The sequence below is a fragment of the Methylomonas sp. genome, assembly GCF_023228165.1.
Lineage (GTDB): Bacteria > Pseudomonadota > Gammaproteobacteria > Methylococcales > Methylomonadaceae > Methylomonas.
Window position 1 is genome coordinate 105,269 of sequence record NZ_JALOBS010000008.1, and the last position, 18,431, is coordinate 123,699.

The 18,431-nt window shown below is 52.6% G+C and carries 19 protein-coding genes; 5 read left to right on the top strand and 14 right to left on the bottom strand.

Translation table 11 applies throughout. The features are described from left to right. Window positions 1-232: 232 nt before the first annotated feature. The gene (locus M0R33_RS07780; protein ID WP_292567496.1) at window positions 233-1,675 is read right to left on the bottom strand and encodes an alkaline phosphatase PhoX; all 1,443 of its coding nucleotides are present in this window, start codon (window positions 1,673-1,675) and stop codon (window positions 233-235) included. Between the two features lie 486 nt (window positions 1,676-2,161). Between M0R33_RS07780 and M0R33_RS07785 the strand changes: the two genes are divergently transcribed. Continuing rightward, window positions 2,162-2,350, top strand: a complete 189-nt coding sequence (locus M0R33_RS07785) for a hypothetical protein (RefSeq protein ID WP_292567498.1) — start codon at window positions 2,162-2,164, stop codon at window positions 2,348-2,350. Between the two features lie 43 nt (window positions 2,351-2,393). On the opposite strand, the gene M0R33_RS07790 is transcribed toward M0R33_RS07785, so the two are convergent. The 3 genes from M0R33_RS07790 to M0R33_RS07800 all read right to left on the bottom strand — a co-directional run bounded on the left by M0R33_RS07790 (window position 2,394) and on the right by M0R33_RS07800 (window position 4,657). Continuing rightward, complete coding sequence (locus M0R33_RS07790; protein WP_292567500.1) at window positions 2,394-2,750, bottom strand: hypothetical protein; 357 nt, start codon at window positions 2,748-2,750, stop codon at window positions 2,394-2,396. Between the two features lie 65 nt (window positions 2,751-2,815). Next, window positions 2,816-3,112: a PhoU domain-containing protein gene (locus M0R33_RS07795; RefSeq protein WP_292567502.1), complete on the bottom strand. Its 297-nt coding sequence runs from the start codon at window positions 3,110-3,112 to the stop codon at window positions 2,816-2,818. A 15-nt stretch (window positions 3,113-3,127) separates the two neighbouring features. Next, window positions 3,128-4,657 (bottom strand): carbon-nitrogen hydrolase family protein, encoded by a 1,530-nt coding sequence (locus M0R33_RS07800; RefSeq protein ID WP_292567505.1) that lies wholly within the window; start codon window positions 4,655-4,657, stop codon window positions 3,128-3,130. A 231-nt stretch (window positions 4,658-4,888) separates the two neighbouring features. Here M0R33_RS07800 and M0R33_RS07805 point away from each other — a divergent pair, with 231 nt between their 5' ends. Continuing rightward, window positions 4,889-6,406 (top strand): alkaline phosphatase, encoded by a 1,518-nt coding sequence (locus M0R33_RS07805; protein WP_292567508.1) that lies wholly within the window; start codon window positions 4,889-4,891, stop codon window positions 6,404-6,406. 45 nt (window positions 6,407-6,451) lie between these two features. Further along, window positions 6,452-7,168, top strand: coding sequence for a hypothetical protein (locus tag M0R33_RS07810; protein WP_292567511.1), 717 nt, complete (start codon window positions 6,452-6,454; stop codon window positions 7,166-7,168). A gap of 34 nt (window positions 7,169-7,202) precedes the next feature. On the opposite strand, the gene M0R33_RS07815 is transcribed toward M0R33_RS07810, so the two are convergent. The 4 genes from M0R33_RS07815 to M0R33_RS07830 form a co-directional block, all read right to left on the bottom strand. Beyond that, window positions 7,203-7,940, bottom strand: a complete 738-nt coding sequence (locus tag M0R33_RS07815; protein WP_292567514.1) for a DUF4405 domain-containing protein — start codon at window positions 7,938-7,940, stop codon at window positions 7,203-7,205. A 103-nt stretch (window positions 7,941-8,043) separates the two neighbouring features. Beyond that, the gene (locus tag M0R33_RS07820; protein ID WP_292567517.1) at window positions 8,044-8,646 is read right to left on the bottom strand and encodes a DUF2202 domain-containing protein; all 603 of its coding nucleotides are present in this window, start codon (window positions 8,644-8,646) and stop codon (window positions 8,044-8,046) included. Between the two features lie 85 nt (window positions 8,647-8,731). Continuing rightward, complete coding sequence (locus M0R33_RS07825; protein ID WP_292567520.1) at window positions 8,732-9,085, bottom strand: hypothetical protein; 354 nt, start codon at window positions 9,083-9,085, stop codon at window positions 8,732-8,734. Window positions 9,086-9,128: 43 nt separating this feature from the next. Next, window positions 9,129-9,620 (bottom strand): hypothetical protein, encoded by a 492-nt coding sequence (locus M0R33_RS07830; RefSeq protein WP_292567522.1) that lies wholly within the window; start codon window positions 9,618-9,620, stop codon window positions 9,129-9,131. 146 nt (window positions 9,621-9,766) lie between these two features. Here M0R33_RS07830 and M0R33_RS07835 point away from each other — a divergent pair, with 146 nt between their 5' ends. Both M0R33_RS07835 and M0R33_RS07840 read left to right on the top strand, forming a co-directional pair. After that, window positions 9,767-10,486, top strand: a complete 720-nt coding sequence (locus M0R33_RS07835; RefSeq protein ID WP_292567525.1) for a response regulator — start codon at window positions 9,767-9,769, stop codon at window positions 10,484-10,486. Then, window positions 10,483-11,784 carry an ATP-binding protein gene (locus M0R33_RS07840; RefSeq protein WP_292567528.1) on the top strand — a complete coding sequence of 434 codons (1,302 nt, stop codon included), beginning with the start codon at window positions 10,483-10,485 and terminating at the stop codon, window positions 11,782-11,784. The genes M0R33_RS07835 and M0R33_RS07840 overlap by 4 nt, the downstream gene beginning before the upstream one ends. A 52-nt stretch (window positions 11,785-11,836) precedes the next feature. Here M0R33_RS07840 and M0R33_RS07845 read toward each other — a convergent pair whose 3' ends face one another. From M0R33_RS07845 to lysS, 6 genes are all read right to left on the bottom strand, one after another. Next, a complete protein-coding gene (locus tag M0R33_RS07845) occupies window positions 11,837-12,796 on the bottom strand; it encodes a GNAT family N-acetyltransferase (RefSeq protein WP_292567530.1) in 960 nt (319 codons plus the stop codon). A 134-nt stretch (window positions 12,797-12,930) separates the two neighbouring features. Next, window positions 12,931-14,082 (bottom strand): glutaredoxin family protein, encoded by a 1,152-nt coding sequence (locus M0R33_RS07850; protein WP_292567532.1) that lies wholly within the window; start codon window positions 14,080-14,082, stop codon window positions 12,931-12,933. A 22-nt stretch (window positions 14,083-14,104) separates the two neighbouring features. Next, the gene (ftsH, locus tag M0R33_RS07855; RefSeq protein ID WP_292567536.1) at window positions 14,105-16,045 is read right to left on the bottom strand and encodes an ATP-dependent zinc metalloprotease FtsH; all 1,941 of its coding nucleotides are present in this window, start codon (window positions 16,043-16,045) and stop codon (window positions 14,105-14,107) included. A gap of 68 nt (window positions 16,046-16,113) precedes the next feature. After that, window positions 16,114-16,599, bottom strand: coding sequence for a flavin reductase family protein (locus M0R33_RS07860; RefSeq protein ID WP_292567539.1), 486 nt, complete (start codon window positions 16,597-16,599; stop codon window positions 16,114-16,116). Window positions 16,600-16,627: 28 nt separating this feature from the next. After that, window positions 16,628-16,933 (bottom strand): DUF2818 family protein, encoded by a 306-nt coding sequence (locus M0R33_RS07865; RefSeq protein WP_292567542.1) that lies wholly within the window; start codon window positions 16,931-16,933, stop codon window positions 16,628-16,630. Continuing rightward, on the bottom strand, window positions 16,933-18,429 hold the full coding sequence (gene lysS / locus M0R33_RS07870; protein WP_292567545.1) for a lysine--tRNA ligase: 1,497 nt from the start codon (window positions 18,427-18,429) through the stop codon (window positions 16,933-16,935). Before lysS ends, M0R33_RS07865 begins: the two co-directional genes overlap by 1 nt. Window positions 18,430-18,431: the final 2 nt, after the last annotated feature.

Sequence of the window (18,431 nt, forward strand, 5' to 3'; positions counted from 1 at the left end):
TTGAAAACCCCATCCTCCGGTGCTTAGACGGCCATCGGAACCATGCATCAATCGGGTAACGGCGTTAGAACTTGCTATAGTCATTCGACTAAAACATTGTTAGGGACCTGAAATCTCGACAAAGCGCATTACCTTTAAGGACGCTACCCCGCCCGGCTATCGCCTGGCGGCGATCGCCAAAAAAGGCGGCCCCGCAAGATACGGAACCGCCTTATTGCCGGCTAAAGCAACATTAAGCACGCTTGCGGCGGGTGACGCCCAAACCGCCCAAAATGACGCTACCGAACAGCCAAGCCGCGCCCGGCACCGGAACAGGCGCCGTTGCGGTCAGCTCGATTGTACGGTCAACACCGTCGGACGGATGCTGCACATTGATATACGCTTTATTGGGGTCGAATTTATCGAAATATAAACCGGTACTTTCCGCACCCGCAGTCGTCAGGCTAATCCATTTGGAGACCGATTCAGCAACGCCGTCACGGTCGGCATCCATTGCAAACCAGATATCTTCCACACCGCCATTTTGATCTTCGACAATATAAATGTTGCCTTCGGCATCGATAGCCAGATTATCCGGGTTTTTAAAGGCACCGCCCGCCGCCAGGCCGGTTGCCGCATCGATGGTGTTGCTGTCGGCAAACAATTTAACTTCCAGCGACGTCAAGTTAAATGAATAAACACGGCCGCGGCCATCGCTGCTGTCGCCGTTATCGTCGGAATCGGTGGTGGCAAAATACAGAAACTGATCGCCGCCGGACAGCGTTTGAATTTCCAAGTCTTCGGGACGGTTATAACCGGTTGCCGTAACAGTGTCCGCAGTCACCCGACCGTCAATAGTGCCATCGCCCAACACGGTAGAAATACCAACCAAGCCGCTACCATCCGTATCGGTAATCGCTTCCCAGGTTGCTGAACCTGTGATAGCCGCTCCGTTGTTACCTTCGAACTGGCCGCCATTGCCCACTTTCAAGGCAAATGTTTGGCCGGCCGTAAAATAATCGGCGCCGCTGGTGGCAAACGGATCGGCCGAAACGTATTTGTAAATTGAGCCGCCGTTCAATTCGTCTACAAAATAAAGCGAGTTGTTGCTATCGAAAGCTAATCCTTCGTGCGATACGCGCGGAATGATTTGTTGCCATGCAAAATTTGCTCCGTTGGCAGTTGCGGTGGTTGCATTGTCGATTTCAAACAATCGACCTTTACTGCTGCCCGAACCCCAGGATTCTTCGGCAGTCAAATAACCGCCCCATGGTGTCCAACGCGATGCGTCACCGGACACAAAGCCTTGCGTGCCGGGCGCCACGATAGTGGTGGTGCGGGAACTGTAGTTGCTGTCCCACAAATCGACGCGTTGTACACCGCCTTGGTTGGTTTCGAACGGCATGAACAAATAACGTCCGGCATCCGGACCGGTTTCGTTGGCTGCAATCATGTCCCAGTTACCTGAGTTGGAGCCTGGCACTACATTAATTTGCGTGGCACGGTCGGCAATGGTTTCCTGGCTGAAATTTGCGGACGACAACTTGTACGGCATGGCTGAACCTGGATCCAGCGGCGTGGTATCGCCGGTCATTGGGGTAAAATTGTCGAATTCGGTATCGGCCGCTTGAGCCGAAAATGGCGAGATTGCCGCAGTAATTGCCGCGGCCAACAACGTTAATCTAAATTGTTTCATGAATCAATATCCTCAGAGTCGATTAGTCATTTTTTTGCCTTAACTGCTGTTACCAGCAATCGGCAAAAATGTTAATCGCATCACAAGAAATACAAATTACACCTTTATTAAGGTTGAGTTAAACGCATTACCTTCAGTCAATCCGCTTGATATTCAAAAACCCTCCCCGAATTCGGCAAAATCCGATAGGCCCAGTGGTTTAAAGGCAGACCGGCCAAAAAGCTCGGTGTATTCAACCCACCGGCTGTTGCCGGCATCGTTTGCATTTGCTTTTATACCCATTGCACTTCAACTTTTGGTTTTACTCCCCCTCACCCTCCAGCAGTAGCAGGAATTGAGGTACGGAAATTTGCGATGAAAAAGGTATAACCCGTGGACGATTCTGTTGTTTATTGCGCGGTTTGCAGACTATTAAACGAAGATGTCATAATTCTTTCATAATCGTTTTGTACGTTGGTTTTAATTTTTTAAATTCGCTTATCACTTATGAAAGAACCGCTAACCACAACCCCGACGGAATTATTGGAAATTGAGCAATTCATCGACGACCTACTGAATGACTTTCAACATCCCATCCATAACCGCCGACACCCGCAACATGAAGACTGCACCAAGGCGCTGGATAATTTGGTGGAACACGCAGATAAATTGCGAAACCGCTGGTTAATCGATTAAGCCTGTCAATGTCGTTGCCGGCAGGCTGTCGACGGCTACCGCTTCATCGCTTGCCTGCCGAATCTCGACACCATCCAGCATATACACCACATACCAGATATTCGGCCAGATTTTTACAGCGCTCGCTACATTGTTCCAAGCCTTTCATCATGATCAGCAAGGCCAGGGTGCTCTTCATGTTCCGGGTATCGTGAACCACAACGGTCAATTGATGCGTGATCCCTGCTTGTAATGCCGCCTCGCATGCGGGCTCCGATGCCAGCAGCGCATATAAGGGCCGGGTATTATGGTTTTGCAGGCTGGTGACCATCTGACATAACATGAATCGCACCAAGCAGCCCATATTGATCAGTTCCGCCAAAATTTTGCGATTTGGATCGCTGGTTCTGGGATCGAACACTTGTGCCACCAGCCGGGCAAAACCGCCGATTTCGTTTTCTATATTTTGCAGTTCAGCCGCTATTTTTAACTGGCGATAACAGTGCGCAAGTCGTCGGCCACCGGACTGTAACGGGCCAGAAACGTCACGGCTTCCAGATCGATTTCATGCTGCGAAATATCGCCGTCCAAGCGGTTAGCGGTTTGGGCCAAATCCATATCGGCCTGCTCGAGTGCCTGCACGGCTGTTTGCAACCGATGTGTTGTCCGCTGCAGCATATCCATCAACAGACTGCGTAAATGCGCTAAGTCGGTATCGGCGGCCGGTAAGCGGTGGGCCGGTTTATCGATGATTTTCATATTGCCCATATTGAACGGATGCATGGTTATACTGGGCAGCTAATGCCACTCCAAGCGATACAGATCGACACGGCGTTTGGACAGATTTTGTGAAGCGCCCCGGGTACGGGCTTGCTTTAACAGTTCTAGGTTGACATCCGCAAGCAAAGTCATTTCCGTATTCGGGGTAGCCTCGGCCAGAATGGCGTCATGCGGAAAAGCAAAGTCGCTGGGGCTGAAAATGGCCGCCTGCGAATATTGGATATCCATGTTTTCAGCATGCGGTAAATTACCGACACTGCCGCCAATGGCGACAAAACATTCATTTTCGATGGCGCGGGCCTGGGAGCAATACCGCACCCGCTGATAAGCGTTTTTGGTGTCGGTCCAGAACGGCACAAACAACATCTGCGCGCCTTGCAGCGCGGCCAATCTGGCCAGTTCCGGAAATTCCGCATCGTAACTGATCAAGATGGCGATTTTGCCGCAATCGGTATCGAACACTTTTAGCGCATCGCCGCCTTGCACCCCCCAATACGCCACTTCATCGACACTGATGTGAATTTTATATTGCGCCTCGAAAGTACCGTCCCGCCGCAATAGCCAGGACACGTTGTAGAGTTCTTTATTACTGTACTCCGGCATGCTGCCGGCGATGATATTGATATTGTAGGACATGGCCATTTCCAGCAAGCCTTCCCGAATATCCCGGCTGAAACCGGCCAGGGCCCGGATCGCATCCGCCGGGTTTTTATCGTTGAACAAGCCCATCAACGGCGCGCTGATGTATTCCGGAAACAACACAAAGTCGGCGTTGTAGCCGGCCACCGCATCGATAAAAAATTCGGCGTGTTTCAGCAACACTTCCACGCTGGCCAAGGGTCGCATTTGCCATTGCACCACGCCCAGCCGGATCAGGCTTTTTAAATCGCCCAGTTCAGGGGTTTTATCCACATAATCGAGATTGATCCATTCCAGCAAGGTGGCATAACCATGCGAATCGCCGTCGACAGGCAAATAGCCGGTCAACAGCTTGCGCACGTGGAAACCATTGGCCATTTGAAACGACAGTACCGGATCGAAAATCTCCCGGCTTTTGACCTGTTCTATGTACCGCACCGGCGTGAGACTATCGGCATATTTGGCATAACCCGGAATACGCCCGCCGGCAATGAAGCGGCGCAAATTAAAATTGCGGCATAATTCCTTGCGGGCGTCATATAAACGCCTGCCTAACCTCAGCCCCCTGAATCTAGGATCAACGAAAATATCCACCCCGTACAGGGTGTCGCCTTCCAGGGTATGGTGGGTTAAATAACCGCCGCCGGTAATTTGGGCGTAGGTGTGGTTGTCGCCGAACTGCGCGTAATCGACAATCATGCTCAAGGCCGCCGCCACCAGCACACCGTTGTCTTCGATGCCTATCTGGCCTTCCGAAAAGCGGGTGACTTGCGCGAGATATTGTTCCAGCTTCCATGCCCCACCCAGATTGTTATAGACCCTATCCATGATCTCGGCGATTTGCGGGTAGTCCTCGGCCGTTAAGTGCCGCAACAACAGCTTATGCTTCTTGCTCTTATCTTTTTTCATGCCGTGAGTCCCACCAGAAAAATAAGCAGTTATGGCGGTATTTTGCCTTGCGGTCAATTAATTGCTTGGTTCCCGACCGAGAACGGGTGATTCAAGCCTAATCGAGAAATATGACAGTAATATGAAATCGGCGAATCAGTTGTCACACAACTGAAACATTAGTTTTTTACTATTTGTGTACTGCATCGCACTTTTGCCGGCGATCACGATAGACATATAGAGGACCTTGTTATGTATTCCGATGATTTCAAATTGACTTCCAGTGCTGTGATATTAGCCGCCATGCTACTGGCGGCAACCGACACCAAAGCCAACACCATTTCGGAAACCCCCGCGTTCTGGCTGGAAAGCGGCGCCGAACACCTGAAAGCCGCCGAACACCTCAATCGCAATCAGCGCTATGCCAAAAACGTGATTTTGTTTGTCGGCGACGGCATGGGTATTTCCACCATCACCGCCGCCCGTATTCTGGAAGGCCAAACCAAACCGGACAACCGGGGCGGCGAAGAAAATTCGCTTAGTTTCGAGCAATTTCCTTATCTGGCCCTGTCCAAAACCTATAGCGTCAATCAACAAACACCCGATTCGGCACCTACCATGACCGCGATAATCAGCGGTGTTAAAACCAATGACGGCGAACTGTCTGTAGGCAAAGAGGTAGCCCGCCAGGAAAAAGATGCTTTCGTCGTTAACGCCCATAAAGTAAAAACCTTACTGGAACAGGCTGAAGAAAAGGGGCTGTCTACCGGCATCGTCACCACTGCCCGTATCACCCATGCCACCCCGGCAGCTTGTTACGCACATACCTCCGAACGCGATTGGGAGTCCGACGCCAATCTGCCGACCGACGCCACGGTGCATGATATTGCCAGACAATTACTGGAGTTTCCTTACGGCAATGGTCTGGAGGTCGTCATGGGTGGTGGCCGTGGCATGTTTCTGCCCAATACCACGCCCGACCCGGAAGACGCCGGCAAATTCGGCAACCGGAAGGATGGGCTGGATTTAACCCGGCAGTGGCTGGGCCAATCGGCAAAATCGGCATACGTGTACGATAAAAACGGCTTCGATGCAGTCGATCCCAAATACACCGACCATTTGCTGGGTTTATTCGAACGCTCGCATATGGAATACGAATACGATCGTCCCGGCGATAGCGGCGGTGAACCGTCATTGAGCGAAATGACAGCGAAAGCCATCGAGATTTTGTCCAAAAACAGAAAAGGCTATGTATTAATGGTGGAAGCGGGCCGCATCGACCATGCCCACCACGCCGGGAATGCCTTTCGGGCCTTGACTGAAACAGTGGAATTATCCAATGCGGTACGCAAAGCGGTGGAAAAAACCAATTCCAAAGACACCCTGATCGTGGTCACCGCCGATCACAGCCATACTTTTACCATTGCCGGTTATCCGCAACGCGGTAATCCTATTCTGGGTCTGGTCAAACATCCCGGTGCCACCGACTATGCCGAAGACAGCAACGGCCTACCTTTTACTACCCTGGGATACACTAACGGACCCGGTTACCGCGGCCCGAACCCGCGCCCGGATTTAACCGGCATCGACACTGCCCATCCGGACTTTCTGCAAGAAGCGGCCATACCGTTGCACGACGAAACCCATGCAGCCGAAGACGTGGCTATTTTTGCCCAAGGCCCCAAAGCCCATTTGTTCCATGGTATCCAAGAACAAAGCTACATTTACCAAGTCATGGCTAAAGCACTTAAGTTTAGACCCGGCCAATAATGTTCCAGGCTGTCTGATTACCGATAATTCTCTTCCCTATTCCGCGTGACAAATTATTCCACCTGGTCGGGTCTAGCGCTGTTGCTGTGCTTGAGCGCCTGCGGGACACAACCGTTAAAACCCTTACGCATCGACCTGCCCTTACCCGACATTGCCGCCGAATTCGAAACCCGCATCGAGCGCTTGAACAGGCACACTGGCGACCAGGAACCGCAATACTATCGATGGCGTTTTTATCGTTCCGCCAAGCGGATAGAAACTCATCGCTTGGCGGACCACAGCGGAGAAAGCTGGGTTCAACTAGCCGACGGCAACATCGGTTATCAAAGGCTGTTTCATACCCAAAAACAACTGATCGACTATCTGCCGGGCGATTTGAAAGCCATCGACAGCCAGCCGAACTGGCTTAGGCTGGCCACGCTGATCGATACGGATAACCTGCAAAATTTCGTACCGCAACACACGGACACGCTAGTGGATCGCCCCGTGATTTATTACACCGATAATAACCAAGACACTTTCACTGAATTGGCTTGGTTGGAACGGGAACAATTACCGGCACTGCTGCGCCGCCAACAACATGCTGATATCGTGACGACTCGCCTCATCGCCGTTTATCCGTTCGCTAACGCCCCTTGGGTACGACCCAAGTCAGACGACTATCAAGCGACCGATTTTGCCGATCTGGGGGACAAGGAAAATGACGCTTTCATCAAAAGCATTTTGCCGAGGCTAAAAGGCACTCAACGCCACGAACATTAATGCCGCGTCGGTTAGCGTAAATGCAGGGAGAGGCTCATTGCGCGCCTTGCTCGATCCAGGCTTTGATAACGGCCGCATCCGCATCCGCGAGTCGATGACTTTCCGCCATCGGCATGTCATCTCGGGTACCCGAGATGATGGCCATCAGTGGGCTTTTGCTGCTCTGCCCGGGCAAAATCAAAGGCGCCGCGGATTTGAAAAAATCCTGCCGTTGGTCGGCCCGAAACTCCGCCCATTGCTTGTCGGGACCATGGCAGGCAACACAGTGCTGCTGAAAAATCGGATAGACATCGTCCCAGAGTAAATGGCCGGTTGGGGTTTCGGTTGCTTTGGACAGGGGCGGCTGCCGCTGTTCGATAGTTTGCCGGCCGGCCTGGTAACCTCGCCTGGGCCGCTCGACTTGCATGACATCCCGTTCCGCCAGCCAGCCGAAACCGATACACATCGCCGCGAAAACACCGACCACCCAAATCGCGCTGCGAATCAGCGAAGGATGAGGGCTTTTCACCAAACCGCAACGTTTGCCGATCACCGTCACCACCCAGTTCCAATGCAGCGCCAGATGCACAACCAGCACCACCATAAGCCCAACGCTGATCCAAAAATGCACATCACCCCATTCATGGCGGCTCAACCCCCACAACACCCGGCTTTTGTTGGAGCCCGGCGGCAACGGAAACCGCAGCAAATAGCCGGTAGCCAACATGCCCAAAAATAGCACTGTGGCGATCAAGTCGATAATGATGTTTACAACGGTCCGGTTCATGCTCATTACAAATCTCACCTTAGAAATACGCCGAAAACTATCTCACGGATATGTTGCAAACTGACTACCAATCGCCCGCCGAGGCAAGCAGCCCATCCAAACCAGGCTATTAAACCGCTAAAATGGCGTCGAACACTGCTTGATCTATAAATTGCGGACTATATTCAACACCTTGTTGATCCAGTAAATCAACAAAAGCGCGTAAATGGTTTTTTGAACCTTCCAGTAAACTCTCATAGGTGGTTTTCAGCGATAAATTAGCCGTTTCCGCAATAGCGTTGCCAATATCCCGAATATCCATATCCTCAATGGCTGCACCCACGGCCAGCGCCTCGACATAAGACAATTGCCCACGCGCAATCAGTTCATCATACAGCGATTGTAAATCGGGATTAGAGAAACTCCCCACTTCCGGTAAGACAGGGTCAATCAACCCAAACAACTCAATTTTCTTCAGCAGCGCATCCATATGCGCTTGTTCCGATTCGGCAATTTCCGCGAATACAGGCTTGTTCCATAGCTTATACAGGGTCAGGTAAACATCGCGAGCGAGTTTTTCCTCTTCCCGCATCCAAAGCAAAGTGGCTTCTTCCGCTTCAGTTAAGAGAGTGGCCGACGACTGTCTTGTCATGGCGGGCTTGCCGCCCGCCATGACAGGAAAGGCGCAGGACAAGGCCAATACAAGACCGATTAGTTTCATGGCCATTTTCATATTTGTTTACCTCTTCAAGTGAAAAATCATGGTGCCATCCCGCCATACAGCAGTCGTAATCCCGACTGCTGTATGGCGAATATATCTATTGCCCCGGCTGCATTTGCTTCTGCTGTTGGTTCATTTCCCGAAATTGCTGTTGGCCTCCCTCCTGATATTGACTGGGGCTGGTTTGCCGAATTCGATTCCGCTCCTGATTCATTTCACGGAACTGCTGTTGACTACCGTCCTGATATTGACCCGGCGTTTGCTGATGTTGGCGAAGACGGGTCCGCTCGCGATCCGTATCGCCGACACCACTTTGCCCCATGCCCATACCCTGACCTCCACCCATGCCCTGACCTTGCATGCGACCGCCGCCTCCCATACCTTTGGCTTGGGTATTCAGCGCCACGGCTGCCAGCAAGATAAAAACCAAACTCACTAATGACTTTTTCATGACCCTTTTCCTCATATAATTAACAAATGACTGGCGTCATTGATTATTTTTTGCTGTGTTTTAAAACCTGAATCTGATATGCCTCGTGACAGACCGCACAGGTGTTCAGAGCAGTACTGAGTTGCTGCAAGCTATGCTTGCTGTCTTTCCGGGTCTCCGCATCGGCGGCGATGCGGTCGAAATCCAGATGAATGGCCATACCCAGTTGCATAAAGGCCGGCGGCAATACATCGTGAAGATGATTTTCGGCCTTATGCCCCATGTTCATGCCCAAAGCACTCGCCTGGCCGGCGACCGCCGCCATATCGTCCACGGCTAACGCTGCAAGTATGGCTTGCGTGCCGGACAATAATGCTCGCATCTCACCTAACACGTGCGCCCGCTGAGCCGCGGTCAATTCGATAACCTGCCGCCCGTCGGCCGACTCCGCCCATGCGGCTCCATTTACGCCAGCCAGGGCTAACGCAAAGGTCAAGCCCGCCAGCGCGGATTTTTGCGGTTGGACGAACAATCCCGGTAAGATGCTGTTTTTCATAATTAAGCCCAATATATTAGATTACAATAATATACTAGCAAGAGAATGTTTCCAGCTGTTTTCCAAGCTGTAACAATTCGTTTCAAATTGTTACAGTCCGCCCGGTTTGCCCCGCCGCCCACAATAATTCCAAAAATTACAAGTCAATGAACAAACCTGTAGACAAACAACGCATACTCATCGTGGACGACGATAACGCTCTACGGGAATTGGTAACGGATTACCTGGGCATGAGCGGTTTTTTGGTCCATGCAGCCGGCGACGGCCAAGCCATGCGCGCCGTTTTAAACGAACACAGCGTGGACTTGGTGGTAATGGACCTGATGCTACCGGGAGAAGACGGCCTGACGTTACTGCGCTGGCTGCGCGAACAGCACGGACCGCCGGTAATTATCGTCTCAGCGCGCGGCGACGAAGTAGATCGGGTGGTGGGACTGGAAATGGGCGCGGACGATTATCTGGCCAAACCCTTCGGTCCGCGCGAACTGTTGGCCCGTATTCGTGCGGTTATGCGCCGTAGCGGCGAACAAGAGTCGGCCGCCGAGGAACAAGTCTTAACATTCGGCCCGTTTCGCCTGCATCTCAATAGCCATGTCATGAGCCGGGACGGTACCGAAGTACCGCTGACGTTTGGTGAATTTAATTTGTTAAGGGTGTTTCTGGAACATGCCAACCAAGTGCTATCGCGAGACCATTTGATCAGCTTGTTGAAAGGCTATGAAAGATCGCCGTTTGACCGCAGCATCGATGTGCGGGTGACCCGCTTGCGGCGCAAGATAGAACCGAAACCGGACAGCCCGATTTATCTGCGCACCGTATGGGGCGAAGGCTATCTGTTCACACCGAAGGGCGAGGATAACGGATGAGACGGCTGATTTCCCTGTTCCGCAGCACTGCAATGACGCTAGCTGTTGGACTGCTGATTTTCCAAATCGCCGCCGGAGCGGCCCTGTTTGCGAATCTGGTGCTGCCGCTGGCTCATCGTTCCGCCGACGATCTGGCTGATTTATTGATTCTGTCGGCACGGGTCTGGCATGGCCTGCCGGCCGACAAACGCCCGGCATTTGAAACGGAAATACGCACAAAATACGGACTATCCCTGCTGCAACCGCAAGCCGAACCAACGGATGAAATCGGCTGGTATCCCTACATTCGTTTTTTGCGTTCGGCGCTGATTGCCCGACTGCCCGGACAAACGCCCAGTGTGTCGGAAGACGATCACGAACAGTTTCGGGTGGCATTTTCCTGGGCGGGTCAACCGATGCAATTCGAATTTTCCAAAGAGCGTATCACCCCTCGCCCAAGCCTGGCTTTGGCTTGGGTCGTTCTATTCGGCATCCTGGCAACCCTGACCCTGGCCTGGCTGTTGGCGCGCCGGGTCACTGCGCCCGTGGCCCAACTGGCGGTGGCGGCGCGGCGCATTGCCAACGCCGGGCATGTGTCACCCTTACCTGAAACGGGCTGCGCCGAGTTTATCGAGTTGGCGAGGGTATTCAATGAAACAGCCCGTCAGTTACAGGCGCAACGCGAGAACCAAACCACCCTGCTGGCCGGCGTTTCCCACGATCTGCGCAGCCCGCTGGCGCGCATGAAGATGGCAGTCGGTTTACTCGCGGAACAAACTCCATCACCGCTGTTATTACGTATGGAGCGGGATATTGCGGAAATGGACAATTTGATTGGCGCGCAACTGGAACTGGCTCGCGCCCAGGAAGGCGAACCGGCCGAACCAGTCGATCTGGACGAATTGTTACAGGACGCGGTTGAAGCCGCGCAGGCGCAAGCCCCAGGCCGCGTGTATCTGCGCGCTAAAGGCGATAGTTGTCTGGCCGAGCTTGCCCCGGTAAGTCTGTGCCGCTGTATCGGCAACCTGCTGGAAAATGCCTTGCGTTACGGCGGCGAAGATAACATACAAGTCGTACGACGCTGTATCAAGGGTAGGATCTTTATCGGTGTCCGCGACCGCGGCCCGGGCATTCCGCCCCAACTAGCCGAGCAGGTGTTTCGACCTTTCTATCGACTGGAATCGTCCCGCAACCGCATCAGCGGCGGCAGCGGCCTGGGCTTGGCCATAACCCGGCAACTGGCGGAAACGCAGGGCTGGAAGATAGCGATTAAATCCCGCTGGCGCGGTGGTGCCAGCGTCTGGTTGCAAATATTTTAGCCATAAAGGCGAGGCTCTTTACACGATCGACCTCGATAGCAATAGCTTAAGGCTATAAACCTAACACTCTAAACTCGGAGCAAGGTACCGAGCGCTGCCAAACCCGCTCGAATTCTTCCTGCAATCGACGATTTTTTGCCGGTAAGTTTGGACTCCAGTGGCCTTCATAGCGGTTACCAAGTAAGCGAAACAAATAGCCGTCGTTATCATTGAGCAGAAATGCGGATAGATATTGCAAATCCTCGCTTTCCACCGGCGTACGGATCTGAAAATGGGAAGTCAATCTTTGTGCCAATTCCAAGACAGGGTGCGTTTGACCTCTGAGATTGGCGGGCTCCTGAATGATGATCCGCACCCCGCCGCCGCGATTGCGAAGAGCCAGTTGTTTAAGGGCTTCCACCATGTCATTCTGCCCGTAAAGGGAATATTCCAAATCCCGGCTGTAAATGTACAGTTGGCGCTGCGCGCTCTCGATGAGTTGCAGGCTGGCGTTTAAGGCGGACTCCAGGGTTTCCAACCGTAATGCCTCAACCGCGGCGGCTCTGGGCTTGGCCTTGGGACGCGCTGAGGTGTCCAGCGGCGGCAGCAATAAAACCATCGTTTGGTGGGGAATGCCCGCCTCCATAAAGGCTTCGCCTTCCGTGACGAAACCCAGCTTCCGGTAAAATCCCAGCGCGGAAATTTGCGCGTTTGCCGACACCCTTGACAGTCCCAGCGCGCGGGCTTTTTCAATTAACACACGCAGCAACGACTGACCAACCCGTTGCCGCCGCCAGTCTGGCAACACCGCCATACGGCCTATTTTACCGTCCGGCGACAATCTGCCCGTCGCTATGGGCCGGGACTGTTCATCACGGGCGATAAAATGATGGCAGTGGCTATCCAACTCGTCGAACTCGACTTCCTGCGGTATTTGTTGTTCAAGCACGAACACCTCGTGTCGCACATAATGCAGCGCTTCAAAATCAGCTGCATAGTTGGCGGGTTCTAGGTAATAGTTTGTGATATTCATAACTCAATACCATGATGATTAAATTAGAAGCGACGAACTTTATCGACCAACCCGCCAGCAGCCTAGCCTCGGTCATCCTTTCGGCTTACAGTAAAGCTTTTTCCAATCCAGAAATGATTGCCAGATAGCCGGGATTAGATCAATAAATCCGGTCGTAGCACCATAGTCGCAGCCAAAGCCAGCATCACTGCCCCGCTAATCAGCTTTAACCAGCGGCCGGATTGCTCGGTGAGTTTGTGGCTGCCAAGCGTAATGACGGCAATCGCCACCATCAGCGAGTCATCGGCGATGTAGGCGACAATATACAACAGCAGATAACCGTAATACTGCAGCATACTCAAACCCTGTTGACTGAGCACGGCGGTATAGATAGCCGGCAAGCCCGCGGTACAAAGTAATTCGATAAAGTTGACCAGTACCGCCAAAACCGTCACCGACAACAGCGAAGCCGCCAATGCTTCCGTCTGCAGTAATTGCCGCATGCGTGCATATAAACCGGGTTTGGCCGCTTCCGGTATGGAAAATGAAAGTCCTTGTTTGAAAGCGAAGTAATCTTTCACGTTGACGGCGCCGATCACAAACGCCAAACCCGCTAAAGTCCAGCGCACCGTGTTGGACATACCCATGATAAGAAACACATTTAACCAGGCGGCCATAAAGGCATAATACACAGCACCGCTGACAAACACGAAAGTACCCGCCACCAATGCCATGCGCCGCCGATTCTGCAGCCGGATCAACAACGACAATAGAAACAGCAACACCCACATCGCGCAGGGGTTAAAGCCATCCAGCAACCCCAGCGCCAGGGTAAACAGGGGTAAACCCAAACGTTCGACGCTGATTTCGCCGAACCGGCCGGCATTCACTTTTCGGCCGGCAGTTACCGCTTCGTCGATAAACGCCAGCAGCACCGCACCGCTGGTTTCGGCATCATTAAAACCCACCAGCACTTTGTCGTGCATCACAAAGGTGGGCACCCCCGGCGGCCATAGCCCGTGTTGCTGAGACAATGTAATCAGCTCGATACGGGCGCTAGGATCTTGATCCAGGGATCGATAGACAATTTTGAGATGGGGACGTTGTTCGACAACCCGAGGCAGAAATTTTTTGGCTTCCGCGCAATGCGGGCACCCTTCGCGGACATAAACCCGCAAAACGCCTGGCGCGGCCGAATCGACAGCCTCCGCGTTAACAGGCGGCAACAGGGCAAATAACAATCCCAAAACACAGTAAAGCCATCGGTTGCGCCCCATCCTGATTAACCGCAGTACCGATATCAACATAGGCCGCAACCTTACCTGCTTGCTAAGTTCGTCCCAACAGCGCCAGCATTTCCTCGCGCTGAATCACTTCTTTTTCCTGCAACAGTCCGGCCAGTTGTTCAAGTTGCCGGCGTTTAGCCGTCAAAATATCTTGGGCACGTGTTTGGGCTTGTTCTACCAGTGCTTTAATTTCGGCATCGACGATACGAGCAGTTTCTTCGCTGTAATTGCGCTGCTCGGACACATCGCCGCTCAAAAATTGCAATTGTTGGCGCTGGCCGTAAATCAGCGGCCCGAGTTTCTCACTCATACCCAGATAACAAACCATGTTACGGGCGATTTCGCTGGCTTTTTCCAGATCGTTTTGCGCGCCGGTGGAGACGCTGTCCAAAGCCAATTGCTCCGCCACCCGACCGCCTAACAGAATCGCCAACTGATCCTTCAGCTCTGCTTCGGTAGATAGATATTTTTCCTCCACCGGTAATTGCAGCGTAAATCCTAACGCAGACACGCCGCGCGGAATGATGGAGATTTTGTGCACCGGTTGGCCGGTCGGAACCGTCTCCGCTACCAGTGCGTGACCCGCTTCATGAAAAGCCACCCGCCGTTTTTCGTCGGGCCCCAGCACACGATTTTTCTTCTCGGGGCCGGCCATGACTCTGTCGATAGCCGCTTCGAAATCGGCCATGTTCACACTATCGCGTCCACTGCGCGCCGCCAGGATGGCCGCCTCGTTGGCAATATTGGACAAATCGGCACCGACGAAACCCGGGGTACGTTTGGCGACGGTTTCCAAGTCGACATTTTTATCCAATTGCATCGCTTTGCTATGCAGTTTTAGTATGGCGATCCGGTCGGCCAAATCGGGCTTATCGACCACAATTTGCCTGTCGAATCGACCGGCCCGCAGCAAGGCTTTATCCAATATTTCCGGCCGATTGGTGGCAGCCATCACCACCACACCGGCAGTTGGATCGAAACCGTCCATTTCGGTCAGCAATTGATTGAGGGTTTGCTCGCGCTCGTCATTACCGCCCATGATAGCCGGCCCGCCGCGCGAGCGGCCGATGGCATCCAGTTCGTCGATAAAAATGATACAGGGGGCTTTTTGTCTGGCCTGTTCGAACAAGTCCCGCACCCGCGCCGCGCCGATACCGACAAACAACTCGATGAATTCAGACGCGCTGATATTGAAAAATGGCACCCCGGCTTCGCCGGAAACGGCTCGCGCCAGCAAGGTTTTACCGGTACCCGGCGAACCGACCAGCAACACGCCTTTCGGCATGCGGCCGCCCAGTTTTTGCAGTTTTTCGGGGGATTTTAAAAACTCGATGGTTTCCTTGAGTTCCTGTTTGGCGCTTTCCGCTCCCGCCACATCGTCAAAGGTAATTTTGCTGGCTTCCTGCTGAATTTTGATTTTGTTGCCCAAATTCAAAAACGAACGCCCTGCACCACCGGTCATGCGCGGCAACAGCCACATCCAGATGCCGGCAAAAATGGCGATGGGGATGATCCAGTTGAACAAGATATTACTGAGCCAGTTATCGCCGCTTCTGACCACGTATTCGACTTTATGCGCCTGCAGGTTTTTGGTCAGCGACTCATCCCACAACGGAATGGTGAAAAAATGGCTGCCGATTTTTTTATCTTCTACTTTTAACGTGCCGTTGATGAAGCGCTGGGTCACAACCGCCTTATCGATTTTGTTGTCGTTTACCAGTGTCAGGAATTGGCTGTAGGGAATCTCTTCACCCAAGGGTTTTTCGCCGCCGGCCAACATGGACAACAAAACAATCCCCAGCACCGCATACAGGAAAAACCGGGATGGTTTGGTTGGCGGTGAGTCCGGACTATTGGACTTACTATCGGTCTGTTGCGGCGACTTAAACAACGATCTGAAGACCTTTTCCAGCCAGCCCCAGGCCAGACATAGCCAATCAAATAAAGTTTTGAATATTTCGGTCAGTTTTTGCTTGTCTAGCATGACGCCCCACTCCCGACTCAATCATTAAACGCTTAACTTAAGCGACTCCCGCAGCCCGATTTTGATTGCTAATCCTGAGACAATTGCCGATACGCCCCACTGTAATATAACAACGGCTCGCCGTCCCGGCAGACCACTTTTTGTACTGCGCCGATCACAATCCAATGCGTCCCGGCCAACACCTGATCGACCACTTTACATTCCAGGCTAGCCAGCGACTCAGTCAATAACGGCGCGCCGTGTTCGCCGGACTCCCATGCCACGTTGGCAAAACGTTCTTCCTGAGTACCGCCGCCAGCGAATTGATTGGAAACATCTTGCTGCTCCGTTCCCAGTATGTTTACTGCAAACTGCTTTTGTTCCAGCACCACTGCGCCGGTGTCGGTATTTTGATTCAGGCACACTAAAATTTGCGGCGGATCAACGGACACACTGCTAAAAGAAGTGGCCGTCATCCCTTTAAGACCTTGTTGCTCGGATTGCGCGGTCACCACGGTAACGCCACTTGCCCATAGTTTCAGGGCATTTTTAAATTGACTTGCATCAACACTCATAAATTTCTCTTAGATTACTATTACCGAACTAGGGTTTTAACAGTTTTTTCAAATCATAGTGATAAATAAACCCCGGCAGGGCAAATACCACGAACAGACAGAGGGTAGCGACATAGAATTCCCACTGCTGACCATGTACCCCCCCGGTGAGTTTATTTTCCAACGCCATGGCCAGCAACCCGACCACCCCATAACATACCCACCATTCCAGCCAGCGCCAGCATGCGGTTTTATTCAGCTTGATCAGCAATAAAAAGCGCTCGCTTAGCCAGGGCAAATTGGCGGCGGCAAATGCCATGGCCAACAATACCCCGTAAACATGACTGTGAGCCATTAATTTTTTGGCCGCATGTGTGGGAACAGCAACACGTCGCGAATACTCGGCGCGTTGGTAAACAACATCACCAAACGATCGATACCGATGCCTTCGCCGGCAGTCGGCGGCATGCCGTGCTCCAGTGCCGTGATGTAATCGGCGTCGAAATGCATGGCTTCATTATCGCCCGCTTCTTTTTCCTGCACTTGTTTCTGGAATCGTTCGGCCTGATCCTCGGCGTCGTTCAGCTCGGTAAAACCGTTGGCAATTTCACGGCCGCCGACGAAAAACTCGAACCGGTCGGTGACATGCGGGTCGTCATCGTTACGACGGGCCAACGGCGACACTTCCACCGGATAAGCGGTAATAAAAGTCGGATTCATCAAGCGGTGTTCGACGGTTTTCTCGAAAATTTCGATCTGGATCTTGCCCAAACCGTAACTATCCTTAAGCGGAATTTTCAAATTTTCCGCCACTTTTGCCGCCGCTTCGCGGCTTTGCAGATTTTCCGCACTCAAATCCGGATTGAAATGCAGAATCGACTCCAGCACGGTCATCCGTACAAAAGGTTTACCGAAATCGTAATGCTCGCCCTGATATTCAATGATGGCTTGCCCGACGACATCTTCGGCGATACCGCGCAACATGGCTTCGGTCAAATCCATCAAATCACCGTATTCCGCGTAGGCCTGATAGAACTCCAGCATGGTGAATTCAGGGTTATGCCGGGTCGACAACCCTTCGTTGCGGAAATTACGATTAATCTCGAACACCCGCTCGAAACCGCCTACCACCAATCGTTTCAGATACAACTCCGGCGCGATACGCAGATACAAATCCATGTCCAGCGCATTATGAAAGGTTGTAAAAGGCCGCGCTGTGGCGCCGCCGGGAATCACCTGCATCATCGGGGTTTCTACTTCCAGAAAATCGCGCTGGCTTAAAAAATCCCGGATGTAATTGACGATTTTGGAACGCATCAGGAAGGTTTTGCGCGCCTCGACGCTCATGATCAAATCCAGATAACGCTGGCGGTATTTGATCTCCTGATCGGCGATGCCGTGAAATTTTTCCGGCAGCGGCCGCAGCGCCTTGGTCAGCAAACGCATTATGTCGACCTTGACGCTCAACTCACCCGTTTTGGTTTTGAACAACACGCCCTCGGCACCAACGATATCGCCGATATCCCATTTTTTGAACTGATCGTTGTAGACGCCTTCCGGTAAATTGTCGCGAGCCACATAGACCTGAATCTGCCCGGACATATCCTGCAAATGGCAAAAACTGGCCTTACCCATGATACGCCGGGTCATCATCCGACCGGCGATTTTGACCCGAATCGGTTCGGCTAATAATTCGTCTTCCGGTTTTTCGCCGTATTCGGCTATTAGTTCTCCGGCCACCACGTTGCGGCGAAAATCGGTCGGAAACGCGATACCCTCTTCGCGGATGGCGTTAAGTTTTTCGCGGCGCTGCCTAATCTGTTCTTGTTCGTCTTGTTCGAGTTCTGACATGA

Bases quoted from the DNA above. Each gene is read 5' to 3' on its own strand.
- M0R33_RS07780 (WP_292567496.1), bottom strand. From the start codon at position 1,675: ATGAAACAATTTAGATTAACGTTGTTGGCCGCGGCAATTACTGCGGCA.
- M0R33_RS07785 (WP_292567498.1), top strand. From the start codon at position 2,162: ATGAAAGAACCGCTAACCACAACCCCGACGGAATTATTGGAAATTGAG.
- M0R33_RS07795 (WP_292567502.1), bottom strand. From the start codon at position 3,112: ATGCATCCGTTCAATATGGGCAATATGAAAATCATCGATAAACCGGCC.
- M0R33_RS07800 (WP_292567505.1), bottom strand. From the start codon at position 4,657: ATGAAAAAAGATAAGAGCAAGAAGCATAAGCTGTTGTTGCGGCACTTA.
- M0R33_RS07805 (WP_292567508.1), top strand. From the start codon at position 4,889: ATGTATTCCGATGATTTCAAATTGACTTCCAGTGCTGTGATATTAGCC.
- M0R33_RS07815 (WP_292567514.1), bottom strand. From the start codon at position 7,940: ATGAGCATGAACCGGACCGTTGTAAACATCATTATCGACTTGATCGCC.
- M0R33_RS07820 (WP_292567517.1), bottom strand. From the start codon at position 8,646: ATGAAAATGGCCATGAAACTAATCGGTCTTGTATTGGCCTTGTCCTGC.
- M0R33_RS07825 (WP_292567520.1), bottom strand. From the start codon at position 9,085: ATGAAAAAGTCATTAGTGAGTTTGGTTTTTATCTTGCTGGCAGCCGTG.
- M0R33_RS07830 (WP_292567522.1), bottom strand. From the start codon at position 9,620: ATGAAAAACAGCATCTTACCGGGATTGTTCGTCCAACCGCAAAAATCC.
- M0R33_RS07835 (WP_292567525.1), top strand. From the start codon at position 9,767: ATGAACAAACCTGTAGACAAACAACGCATACTCATCGTGGACGACGAT.
- M0R33_RS07840 (WP_292567528.1), top strand. From the start codon at position 10,483: ATGAGACGGCTGATTTCCCTGTTCCGCAGCACTGCAATGACGCTAGCT.
- M0R33_RS07845 (WP_292567530.1), bottom strand. From the start codon at position 12,796: ATGAATATCACAAACTATTACCTAGAACCCGCCAACTATGCAGCTGAT.
- M0R33_RS07850 (WP_292567532.1), bottom strand. From the start codon at position 14,082: ATGTTGATATCGGTACTGCGGTTAATCAGGATGGGGCGCAACCGATGG.
- ftsH (WP_292567536.1), bottom strand. From the start codon at position 16,045: ATGCTAGACAAGCAAAAACTGACCGAAATATTCAAAACTTTATTTGAT.
- M0R33_RS07860 (WP_292567539.1), bottom strand. From the start codon at position 16,599: ATGAGTGTTGATGCAAGTCAATTTAAAAATGCCCTGAAACTATGGGCA.
- M0R33_RS07865 (WP_292567542.1), bottom strand. From the start codon at position 16,933: ATGGCTCACAGTCATGTTTACGGGGTATTGTTGGCCATGGCATTTGCC.
- lysS (WP_292567545.1), bottom strand. From the start codon at position 18,429: ATGTCAGAACTCGAACAAGACGAACAAGAACAGATTAGGCAGCGCCGC.